This window comes from Cryobacterium sp. 10I1 (assembly GCF_035019805.1).
Lineage (GTDB): Bacteria > Actinomycetota > Actinomycetes > Actinomycetales > Microbacteriaceae > Cryobacterium > Cryobacterium glucosi.
On record NZ_JASJVF010000007.1, the window covers coordinates 25,443 to 36,564 of the forward strand.

Here is an 11,122-nt window from a genome sequence, read left to right on the forward strand (position 1 = left end):
GTGGCCACGAAGTTCCGTGCCTGGGATGATTACTTCATCCCGGGCACCACTGTCTTAAGGAACAAATTCAACGAGAGGGACCCTGCCGCACTCAGTGCCAAAGAAGAGTTCGCCGCGTCGGCGCGGCTTGACCAGTTGGCCAACGAGCCCGTGCCGGCGGTGTTCGATTACGACCACATGAAGGCGATTCATCGATACGTCTTCCAGGACGTCTACGAGTGGGCGGGGGAGGAGCGGGTGGGTCCGGTCGGCTTCATGTCGAAGGAGGGGCATTCGTATTACCCGGGCGGCCCGTCGCTGACCGCGGCGGCCGAAGCGGAGTACGTCAAGCTCGCGAGCAAGGATCTGTTGCGCGGTTTGGACAAGGGGCAGTTTGTTGATGAGCTCGCGGAGCGGTGGGGTGAGCTGAATGTCATCCATAGCTTCCGTGAAGGCAATACCCGAACACAGTTCGTGTTTTTCTCCCAGTTCGCGGAGCAAGCCGGCTACCGAATCGACACCGGTGCCTTCCAGGTTGGGTCGCCATTGCGGGAAGAGTTCGTGCAGGCTCGCTTCCATAGTCAGGACACGGGCAGCAACACCCGTTTAGCGGCCGTGTTGTCGAAGGCCATCGAGCCGGTCCAGAGCGGGCGGGCAATGCCGCCGCCGCTGTCGCCGGAGTTGGGGAAGATCGTGGACATGAACAAACGCGACTACCCCACGAGCGCGACCGAGATCGGTCGCCCGGCTCAGATGAAGGCCCCGGAGGCCCGCGGGTACCAGCCACCAGCGCAGCTATCAGCGCAGGGGCTCGGTACCGATTATGGGTACGGACGATGACCAAATCAAACGAGGCCGTGTCGGCCGCGAAGAAGGTCAGCATTCAGGACATCAAGCCTTATGATGCGCCTGCCGGCCTTGATGAGCTGCACGGCCCGCGCAGCGGTCACGTGAGTCTTCCGCCTTGGGTCTACTGGGGACCAAACACAACCTTCGACGTCGAGTCGGCAGGTATTGTGACCGCCTACCAGGCGAGGATCCAGGAAGGTCGCACGGTCGACCAGGTGCAGATTCTCAACCGGGAACTTCTGATCACGATATGGCCGAAGCTGATGATGCCGCCGCGAGTGCGGCAGTTGTGGGAGGGACGTTTCCCCGAGCTGACGGCGACCCTCCCGCCGACTCAACAGGAATGCAGTAACGACCACGGCTACGGCAGGTAGCGGCTATGAGCATCGTTGGTTACACCCGTGTCTCGACGCAGGATCAGAATCTGAACTCGCAGATCGACGCTCTCACAGCGGCGGGCGCGGAGCAGATCTACTCGGACAAGATCACTGGGAAGAATGCGGCTCGCCCGGGCCTGATCGACTGTATGAAGTTCTTGCGCCGCGGTGACACGTTGCTCGTCTACTCGACTGACCGGTTGGGCCGGTCGATGACTGACGTCGTGACGATTGTCGCTGAGTTGGGGGAGCGGGGTGTGGAGTTTAAGTCGCTCACTGAACCCTTTGATACCACCACCGCGGGTGGGGAGTTGTTCTTTCATATTTGTGTCGCGTTCGCCCAGATGAATGGTCGCATCATCTCCGATCGCACTCGCGCTGGCCTTGCGTCCGCGAAGGCTCGCGGCCGGCTTGGCGGCCGACCAACAGTGATGAGCGCGGAACGCGTCGAGGTCGCCCGGCGCATGCGCGCCGAGAAGGCGACCTGGGCGACCATCGCCCAAACCCTGCAGGTCGGGGTATCGAGTGTGCGCCGCGCCCTCGCAGGCGATGCCGACCAGCACGGATCGAAGGAGACACGATGACTGGCGCCGCCGCCGGTGACGATGATGGGTTTGACGCCATCGCGGCCGGGATGCTCGCGGATGAGTTCCGCGTAAGCGAGGAACAACGCACGTTCGATCCCCGTTCCAGAAACGGGCCGGCTCCCGCCTCAGCGTCTTCGACTCCGAGGAGAGGGCGTTGCTGCAGCCGTTTCCGTCGGTCCGGGCATGATTGCAAGGTTCTCTGGAACTACGGAGGCGGTGAAAGCGGGATTGGAGGCCCTACATGGTGGGGCCGGATCATTCAGCCTGCCAATTGGAATAACCGGTAACGTCAATGGCCTCGGCAGCAGACCCGAAACCTCCCGAAGGGATTGTGGCAATTGATGAGCGAAGTGAGTAGGTCGCGGATCGTCGTAAAACCCTCCGCGTGGTTCTGGTACATCACGACGATTGTGTCCCTGCTGACGTTGATAGTCGTTGCCGGTTTCGGTGTCGGGACGATAGTCGCTTTCTCGGGGAGCCTGACCCTCTTCGTCGGCGGATGGTGGTCGGTTCTTTATTGGTTAGGTATCTGGTTGTCCATTGGCGCTTTCAACGTTTCTATTGTCGGCTCCTTCGTCGCGAAACGGCGTGAGGTTCGCGCCGGCTACACAACGGTGCCAATGTTGTTCAAACACGTTGAATGGCGCGATCACGCGACAGGGCTGGTTCTCCGTCAGCCGGGCGAGCCTACGCCATTGGGGCCTATCAAAGAGTTGCGGCAAGCGGCAATGGCTGCTGCTGACGTCCAATGAGGCGCTCGTCTACCTGGATCGGGCTCGGGGTAGGGGTCGTCGGGACAGTATTTCTTCGGCTGCTCATTATCAACGCCCAAGCTCAGCACTCGGATAATCCAACCGGTACTTGGTTCACGTCGTTGGTCTTCTTCGTTTTTATGGTCGCTATTGCGTGCCTGATCATCGCAATCTTGCGGGAGCGCGGGAGACAGCGTAATCGCCGGGTGCTCGTCAAGAAGCCTGGCGCGCTCCTTGTAAGCGGCTCAAAGAATCCCGTGTTCGAGGTAGTGATGTTCGAGCTCGGAGCTACAGGTCATCTGAGTACATCGTTTGTTTGTGCCGTCGACCACGAGGGGATTAGCTTTTGGCAGGGACCAGCACCTGCACTCGTCGTGGATCTGCCATGGACGGCCGTCCTCGACATCTCTGAGGATGATGTCGAGGGCGATACGCGTCGTCGCGGCATCACGATACGCGTTCGCCACTCACCGTCGACCGTGACCGTCAACTTCGCTGCGCGCAACTCAGATCATCCGATGATGCCGCTGGACTCGCCACGCATCGCCGCACTTCTCAAACTGATCGAACAGGCCAGAGGCCAGGGCTCGCGACTAGCGGACTAGCGCACCTGGTGGATGCGGTCGTGTACTAGGCGGTACTGCGACGAGCAACCTCACCGTGGCCCCGACCCCGGGGAGGGCCAGACGTAACCCAATTCTCAACCGTCTCCGACAAACTCTGCAGCTTTCTTCGTTGAGAAGCCGCACCGCTGACAACCGCTCTGTGTGGAGGAGTGGTCGGGTTTGCGATAGCGAGAGGTCACTCGTTACACCCCCTTTCGCCGTGCTTGTCCCGTCTCCTCGCAGGGGTGGGGCTCCGGTTCGGTGTGCGAGTGCGGGGGCCGGGGAGCGTCTCGCGCCGGCCTCAGTGGGCGACGTCGGAGCGCTGGTGTCGGGCGCGGGTTTGCGCCCGTACATAAATGAGCGTAGTCCTTAATGAATCAACTCATTGGAGGCGCCATGGCCGGTCTGCCGGAGTACCCGGACGCGAAACGCAGCCCTACCCGAGGCCGCCGCGAACGAAGCATGCAGGACAAGCAGTTGCGGATCTTCGCGGCCGCGGCCGCTCTCTTCACCGAGCGCGGGTTCGACGCTGTGGGGACGCAGGAGATCGCCGAACGCGCCGACGTGGCTGTCGGCACGGTGTTCCGGTATGCCTCGTCCAAGGCCGAGCTGCTACTTATGGTCTACAACCGCGAACTGCGCGACGCGATCTACACCGGCGTGCGGGCCTCGGCCGTGGCCGCTGACCCGGTCGAATCGGTGAACGTGCTCGTCCAGGCCGTGCTGGCGAGCTCGGCGTGCAACCCGGCCAACGTCATCGCCTATCAGCGCGAGCTGTTGTTCGGTTCGGCCACCGACGAGCACCGGACCGCGGGCCTCGCGCTTGTCGGCGAGCTCGAGGACGCGATCGCGTCCCGCCTCGCCGTGGCGGCCCGGTCAGCCGGGGTCGATGGCGAGCCGGTCCTGCGCGAGGGACAGCGGGCCGCCCGCACCGTCTTCGCGGCGCTGGCGCTCCTGCTCGCTGGGCCGTCCACGGGCGCGCATCCCGGAGCGGACCCCATCGAAGAGCTTCGCGGGCAGGTCACGCAGATCGTGCGTGGCTTCCTCGCCACGTTGCCATCAATCATCGAAACATATTAGGGAGACTGACTATGTATTACAGCAGCGGCACTATGGAGGCGTTCGCGCGTCCCCGCAAGCCTGAGGGAGTCGAGAACAAGACCGCGTGGTTCGTCGGCGCCGGTCTGGCGTCGATGGCGTCGGCGGCGTTCATGATCCGTGACGGACAGATGGACGGGTCGAAGATCACCATCCTGGAACGGCTGAAGCTGCCCGGCGGGGCTCTGGACGGGATCGATGAGCCCAAGAAGGGCTTCGTGATCCGCGGCGGCCGTGAGGTGGACGACCACTACGAGTGCCTGTGGGACCTGTACCGCTCGATCCCCTCGATCGAGGTCGACGGCGCTTCTGTGCTCGACGAGTTCTACTGGCTGAACAAGGACGACCCGAACGTCTCGCTGCAGCGGGCCACCGTCGAGCAGGGAAAGGATGCCGGTACCGGCACCCTCTTCACTCTCTCGAAGCAGGCGCAGAAGGAGCTCATCGGGCTTTTCCTGGCTACCCGTGAGTCGCTGGAGAACAAGCGGATCAACGAGGTCTTCGGCGAGGAGTTCTTCGCCAGCAACTTCTGGATGTACTGGCGCACCATGTTCGCCTTCGAGGAGTGGCACTCTGCGCTGGAGATGAAGCTGTACGTGCACCGCTTCATCCACCACATCGGCGGCATGCCGGACTTCGCCAACGTGCGGTTCTTCAAGTACAACCAGTACGAGTCGATGGTGCTGCCGCTGTACCGATGGCTGCTGGACCAGGGAGTGACGTTCCAGTTCGACACCGAGGTCACCGACATCGACTTCGCGATCACCGCCGACCGGAAGCAGGCCACCGCGATCCACTGGACCCGTGAGGGTGTCGTCGGGGGCGTCGAGCTCGGCGAGAACGACCTGGTGCTCGCCACCATCGGCTCTCTTACCGAGAACTCCGACAACGGCGACCAGTACACCGCGGCGAAGCTCGACGAGGGACCGGCCCCGGCCTGGGATCTCTGGCGGCGGTTGGCCGCCAAGGACCCGTCATTCGGGCACCCGGACGTGTTCGGCGCACACATCCAGGAGAGCAAGTGGCAGTCGGCCACCGTCACCACGCTCGACACGCGTATCCCCGCCTACATCGAGAAGATCGCCAAGCGTTCGCCGTTCGGCGGCAAGACCGTCACCGGAGGGATCGTCACGGCTCAGGATTCCGCCTGGCTGCTCAGCTGGACAGTCAACCGCCAGCCGCACTTCAAGAAGCAACCCGAGGACCAGATCGTGGTTTGGGTGTACTCGCTGTTGGTCGACGTCCCCGGCGACTATGTGAAGAAGTCGATGCAGGAGTGCACCGGCGAGGAGATCACTCAGGAGTGGCTGTTCCACATGGGTGTCCCTGTGGCCGACATCCCCGAGCTCGCGGCGACGAGTGCCACCTGCGTGCCGGTGATGATGCCCTACGTCACGGCGTTCTTCATGCCCCGGCAGGCGGGTGACCGGCCCGACGTGGTCCCGGCCGGCGCCGTCAACTTCGCGTTCCTCGGCCAGTTCGCCGAGACACCCTCCCGGGACACGATCTTCACCATCGAGTACTCGGTGCGCACCGCGATGGAGGCGACTTACCAGCTGCTCGGCATCGACAGAGGCGTGCCGGAGGTCTTCAACTCCACCTACGACGTGCGTACGCTGCTCGCCGCTGCCAGCTTGCTGCGTGATGGCAAGGAGATCGAGGTGCCCGGCCCGGCCATGGTCCGCGATCTGCTGATGAAGCAGATCAAGAACACCGAGATCGGTGAGCTGCTTAAGGAGTACGGCCTGCTGACCTGACCGAGCCGGCGAACCATGCGCGGGGCCCGGGACACGACGTCCCGGGCCCCGTTGCGGCGGCCGATCTAAGGCTCATCGACGAGTACGAGCGCATCGATGCGTCGGTGAAGGTCGCCGTCAAGGCTGAGGAAGTCGGCAGACCGCCACTGGGTGGCGAGCGGTTCGCCGACGCCGGTACGCACAGGAGGACACCGGCCGAAGCCGACACCCTCCTCTGCGTGAAGCAGGTGAAGCTGGTGGAACGGGTGCCGATGTTACTTGGCGGCGGCCTTCAGCTTGCTGCCGGCGGTCAGCTTGACGCGGTGGCCTGCTGCGATGGCGATTTCTTCGCCGGTCTGCGGGTTGCGGCCGGTGCGCGCCGCGGTGGCGGTGCGCTCGACGCCGAGCCAGCCCGGGATGGTGACCTTGCCGTCGCTCGCGACGGTTTCGGCGAGTGCGGCAAAGAAAGCGTTGAGCACGCTGTCGACGGCAACCTGGCTCTGGCCAGAGTCTGCGGCAACCTTGGCAACGAGCTCGGTCTTGTTCAGCGACTTGTCAGCCATTGAGTGTCCTCCTCGGACCTTCGCCTGTAAAAAACAGGTATACGGGTGATGCGGGCAATGCGGGCGACGCCAGAGGCCGCATCCGTTGGTCGGTTGGACCGCGTTGAATCTAACAGAGTTCCGGGAACTTCCGCGTATTTCCGGCGTTTTTCGACGTCTTGGACGGTTTTTGGGCTGCACATTCTCATTTGAGTATCCCGGCGGTCGGGGTCTGCGAGGGTGCGCTGAGGTCACGGTGGGGGCAGACTGGGCGGCATGAGCGCAGAGAGCGGGGGAGCGATGAGTCCGAGCGAGTTCGATTGGCTACTGCGGGGCAGTTCCTCGCTGGCAGTGGGGCTCACGCCGATAGTGGGGTGGCGATGTGATCGACGCGGCACTTGTGGCTGTGGCGGCCTCGGTGCCGGGCTCGATTGTTAGCGGCCATGCCAAACTGGGCGCCGCCCGGCCGCCTTCGGCTTACTGAGCGCAGAGATTTCCCCAGCCGTGGGAATACCCCGCCTACGCTGGTTAGGACTCAGCAGCAAGGAACTCGCACGACTACGTGGCCTCGGAGAAGGCCCAGCTTTCGTCACTCTCACACGGAAGTCCGTCCGTTACCTACGATCCAGCGTCGACGACTGGGAGGCGCAGCTCACGGCCTGGAACGAAAAACTCTCGGCGTGATGAATGCCGGTGTGGCCGGGCAAGGCGTCTAGGACGCCTTCGATTCGTGCTCGAGCGTGTCCTCTGCCAGGGCGCGCCGCACACTCGACATGCCAACCTGCGGCTAGTGGGTGCTGAAGTACCAAATGATCAGCCCGACGCAGACCGCGATGAGCTTGATGATCTCGGCCTGGCGCTTCTCCTTCGCCTTCTGGGCTCTCTTGCTGGGCCGGGCGGCGCGGGGCTTCCCCACTGACGGCTGACGGGTGCGCGTGGTTGCCGGGGAGGACGTGGTGCGCGGCCGCAGGATGACGGGCGGCGTCGCCTCGTCCACGACGCGGTCGCTGAGCGCGTGGAAGGCGGCGGCGATCTCGGCGGGTTCCTCGATGGAGTGTGGGCCCGCGTGCCAGGTCCCGGGTTGCGCTGCCGCGGCGACGATGACGGCGATCTGTTCGACGCTGAAGACGGGGCGGCCGCTGACGGTGGCGCAGAGGTCGCGGGAGTCGATGATGCGCAGTTCGACACCGTCGCCTTCGGGTGGGGCTTTCCGGGTGATGCTGGCCGGGTCGACGAGAGCGATGACACCGCAGACGGGGACCGTCATCCCGGTCGCCAGGGAGAGCATCTTCTCCGCGCGTTTCGCTTCGTGGCTGGCCTTCCGAATGTACGGCTGCTTGTGATTGCCGACCATGAACCCGCGCCCGGCGACCCAGATTTTCTGGCCCGCGTGCCGTTTCGTATTGATCGTGAACACCCCGGCTTGGCTGATGACGACGTGGTCGATGTCGCTCTCACCCTTCCCGACGGGAACGGAGTGCAGAACGGTCCATTCCGGGCCGAGCTGCGCGAGGTGCGCGCCGACCTGGATCTCTCCGAGCGCGCCGATCCGCCACGGCACAGCGGCATCTGTCAGGAGCACGGCGCCGGTCTCGGGGACGATCTCTCCGGATTCCGCTTGGCGGCGGAGCACCTCGATCATGAGGCCCTGCCCGGGGACGTTGCCCCGGAGATCCCGGATGACCCGGGGCGCCGCTCTACGCCCGACTCCGGGCGTGTGCGGGCGCGCCGTTGTCTGCTCTGCTGCCGTCTGGTCTGCTGCCTGGTTCCCTCCCCCCTGGGATTCCATGACTACTTCCGTTCGCTCGGGTCGCTGCAAAGCAGGCATTGATCCGTGCCTGGGTCTTCGGCGATGTTGTAGATGCAGTGCAGGCCGGGAACGCGGGAACCCGCTCCGTCCGACTGATTGCTGCCTCCCCAGAGGTTACCGCTGGACTGGACCGTTTTCCCTCGTTGCGAATGGTCGATATACCCCCAGAACCGCCGCTGCTCCGCAGGTCCACGGCGGGTCTCCAGACCTCGAACATTTCGTCGACCTGGGCTCAGCCTTGCGCATAGGTGGCGAGCGGTTGGGGCTCAGCAGCAAGGAACTCGCACGACTACGCGGCCTCGCACATCCTGGGACGGCAAGTTATCGGCCTGAGAGTGGCTCACCGGCCTAGGTCTAGGCCACGGTGTCGTTCTGGAGTCGACGCCCTGTATTCACGGCCCTCGGGTGCCGTGTGCTTCCCACGCACGCGGCTCCAGGCCGCGGGGGTGAGGTAATTGCGCTTATTCACATCGACGATGCGCTGCAGCTCGGGATCGAGTGCTGGAGAGCCGTGATAGTCCGTCGATGGATCAACCTCAGGCCGCGCCATTTCTGCGTGAACTTCGGCCAGCGAGGCAGGCGGACGCTCCCCCTCGTAGATGGCCTTCGCACGCATCTCTGCAAGAAACTCAGCGCCAGCTCCTGGTATCCCCGTGTGATCCATCGGCTCGTAGAGCCGGCCGTCCTCGGTGTACGTCACACCGTCGCGCTCGACGTAAGTCACACCGTCGATGTGGTCATCAAGCATGCGATCGAACTTGCGCTGTTCCTCGCGTGCGCGAAATTCATCCGCGAGCAGCCCTGCCGCGATGGAGTCAAGCCCATCGTCGTTACTGGCGGTAGCGTCGGTCATATTGTCTCCTTCAATTCGTGCTGGTCAGCGTCAGTGAGAGCGCGTCGCACGCTCGACATGCCAACCTGCAAAGCCTGGGCGATGGCCGCCCAGGTCGCCTTCTCGGCGCGCATGCGCTGGGCGACCTCGATACGCTCCTCGGTCATCACGGTAGGCCGCCCGCCGAGCCGGCCACGGTCCCTCGCGGACGCGAGGCCAGCACGGGTGCGCTCAGACATGATGCGGCCATTCATCTGCGCGAAAGCGGCACAGATATCAAAGAACGACTCGCCGCCCGCAGCGGTCGTGTCAAACGGCTCGGTCAACGATTTGAACTCCACACCCCGCGTCCCCAACTCGGAAACGATCGACACGACGTCGCTCATCGACCGGCCCAACCGGTCGGTGCTGTAGACCAGAAACGTGTCACCCCGGCGCAGAAACTTCATACAGTCGGCCAGGCCCGGCCGGGCCGCATTCTTACCCGTCAACTCGTCCGAATAGATGAACTCGGCCCCCGCAGCTCGGAGCGCGTCGGTCTGCGAATCAAGACTCTGATCCTGCATGGACACGCGGGCATAGCCAACAACCCTCACGACCCGCTACCTCCCATAACCCGTCTCGGCGCCAAGCCCTTGGTCTGGCGCCTGGTATCCCCGCGCCTCGGCGGCACGCCCCTGTGACGCCCGTCCAATCGACGTGGCACTCTTCGGGAAATTGCGTTTGTGCACGTCGATGATCCGCTGCAGCTCCGGCGCGAGAGTAACGATCTGGGCCGGCGCCGGCTTCGCCCGGTCGAGGGTGATCTGGTCGAACACGGCCACCAGCTCCGCGGGGCGCACCGCGAGATACCCCGGTGCAGGCCGGGACCGCTTCGACTGCTCATTCCACAGCCCCTTCTCGACCAGGGAGTAGTTCAGCGTGAAAGAGACGTCTCAGATGAAGTTCCCCGATCTGGGACGTTTTGGAGTTACTATTAGTTTTACAACGGACCGGTTACCGGGACGTTGCCAGCCGAAGACCTCGCTATGCGGGGTCTTCGTTTTTTAAGGAACCCACGTCCACTCATGAACGGTCACGGGATCGACCTCGTTGAGTAGACGCCGCATCGAGGCTTGAGCTGCAGGGCGCTTCTCTTCCACCGTGTTGCGGCGATGGTGTAGGTACGCGGCCAGGTCCGCAGCCTGCAGCCCGACGCTGTGGCGCGATGACGCAAAATTGATCGGGGTCGAGATCCGGACAAGCTTGCTGGATCGGTAACCGGGCGTCCCGGTCAGTTGGTAGCCCTCGAACTGTTTCTTGTGGACCTCTTGGGTCGCAATTTCATCGGCGACCACGATGACCTGGTCACGTTCTCCGATCTTGCCGGCGTAGTCATCGATTCGCTCCAACAAATGGCCGAGGACCACGGTGTGCGGTTGTTCAGGATACCTGTAGCGGGCGTTGAGGCGCTTGATGTCAACGCCTCTGAAGAGGTAGGCGATTCCGGCTGCGCGGGCCTGACGCAGAGCGGCGAGATAGACGCCGGCTGCTTCACGATGTTTGCCACGAAGGGGCGCCCACTCGCCTTCGCCGCCCATGATTTCGTGGCCATGAAGCTCGGCATCGAGTGGGGTGCCGTGAGCTTTTGCAGTGTTCTGTTTGATTTCAGTGAAAGACAGCTCAAGCCGTTCCCACGCCTCGACGGGAGCAACGGCAGCAGCGATGTAATAGAAGTCCTTGTTGTAGGACTCGTCGAGGTAGGCAATCAGCACGTTCCATGATCGCAGGCTTCTACAGGGCGGGTTGCGAATCGAACTGAGGGTTGTCCGTTTCGGTGCAGGGCTGCCCGGCCCGCATCGCGTTTCTGGTGAGTATTTGCGGGTTTAGGGGCCAGCGAATATTGCCTTCGGGGGCCGCTGGTTTTGCGTTTGGGTGCCGGGCGGTCGCGCGGTCGGGGGCCGCTGGCGCCCGAC

Annotated in this window: 13 protein-coding genes; 7 read left to right on the plus strand and 6 right to left on the minus strand. The window is 63.5% G+C overall.

Annotated features, from left to right (window positions below; translation table 11 throughout):
• From QN345_RS01810 to QN345_RS01840, 7 genes are all read left to right on the plus strand, one after another.
• Positions 1-819 carry a Fic/DOC family protein gene (locus tag QN345_RS01810; RefSeq protein ID WP_323508401.1) on the plus strand — a complete coding sequence of 273 codons (819 nt, stop codon included), beginning with the start codon at positions 1-3 and terminating at the stop codon, positions 817-819.
• On the plus strand, positions 816-1,202 hold the full coding sequence (locus tag QN345_RS01815; protein WP_323508402.1) for a transcriptional regulator: 387 nt from the start codon (positions 816-818) through the stop codon (positions 1,200-1,202). The genes QN345_RS01810 and QN345_RS01815 overlap by 4 nt, the downstream gene beginning before the upstream one ends.
• A 5-nt stretch (positions 1,203-1,207) precedes the next feature.
• Positions 1,208-1,789: a recombinase family protein gene (locus QN345_RS01820; RefSeq protein ID WP_323508403.1), complete on the plus strand. Its 582-nt coding sequence runs from the start codon at positions 1,208-1,210 to the stop codon at positions 1,787-1,789.
• A gap of 344 nt (positions 1,790-2,133) precedes the next feature.
• Positions 2,134-2,544: a hypothetical protein gene (locus QN345_RS01825; RefSeq protein WP_323508404.1), complete on the plus strand. Its 411-nt coding sequence runs from the start codon at positions 2,134-2,136 to the stop codon at positions 2,542-2,544.
• Positions 2,545-2,750: 206 nt separating this feature from the next.
• Positions 2,751-3,149, plus strand: a complete 399-nt coding sequence (locus tag QN345_RS01830) for a hypothetical protein (RefSeq protein ID WP_323508405.1) — start codon at positions 2,751-2,753, stop codon at positions 3,147-3,149.
• A gap of 396 nt (positions 3,150-3,545) precedes the next feature.
• On the plus strand, positions 3,546-4,229 hold the full coding sequence (locus QN345_RS01835) for a helix-turn-helix domain-containing protein (protein ID WP_323508406.1): 684 nt from the start codon (positions 3,546-3,548) through the stop codon (positions 4,227-4,229).
• 11 nt (positions 4,230-4,240) lie between these two features.
• Positions 4,241-6,004 (plus strand): oleate hydratase, encoded by a 1,764-nt coding sequence (locus tag QN345_RS01840; protein WP_323508407.1) that lies wholly within the window; start codon positions 4,241-4,243, stop codon positions 6,002-6,004.
• 254 nt (positions 6,005-6,258) lie between these two features.
• Here the strand turns inward: QN345_RS01840 and QN345_RS01845 are convergent, their stop codons facing one another.
• From QN345_RS01845 to QN345_RS01870, 6 genes are all read right to left on the minus strand, one after another.
• A complete protein-coding gene (locus QN345_RS01845) occupies positions 6,259-6,546 on the minus strand; it encodes an HU family DNA-binding protein (protein WP_134448488.1) in 288 nt (95 codons plus the stop codon).
• A gap of 766 nt (positions 6,547-7,312) precedes the next feature.
• On the minus strand, positions 7,313-8,314 hold the full coding sequence (locus QN345_RS01850) for a nuclease-related domain-containing protein (RefSeq protein WP_323508408.1): 1,002 nt from the start codon (positions 8,312-8,314) through the stop codon (positions 7,313-7,315).
• 361 nt (positions 8,315-8,675) lie between these two features.
• Positions 8,676-9,188 (minus strand): hypothetical protein, encoded by a 513-nt coding sequence (locus tag QN345_RS01855; protein WP_323508409.1) that lies wholly within the window; start codon positions 9,186-9,188, stop codon positions 8,676-8,678.
• Positions 9,185-9,763, minus strand: coding sequence for a recombinase family protein (locus tag QN345_RS01860; protein WP_323508410.1), 579 nt, complete (start codon positions 9,761-9,763; stop codon positions 9,185-9,187). The genes QN345_RS01855 and QN345_RS01860 overlap by 4 nt, the downstream gene beginning before the upstream one ends.
• A gap of 6 nt (positions 9,764-9,769) precedes the next feature.
• On the minus strand, positions 9,770-9,985 hold the full coding sequence (locus tag QN345_RS01865; RefSeq protein ID WP_323508411.1) for a hypothetical protein: 216 nt from the start codon (positions 9,983-9,985) through the stop codon (positions 9,770-9,772).
• A 228-nt stretch (positions 9,986-10,213) separates the two neighbouring features.
• The gene (locus QN345_RS01870; protein ID WP_323508412.1) at positions 10,214-10,921 is read right to left on the minus strand and encodes a DUF3800 domain-containing protein; all 708 of its coding nucleotides are present in this window, start codon (positions 10,919-10,921) and stop codon (positions 10,214-10,216) included.
• Positions 10,922-11,122: the final 201 nt, after the last annotated feature.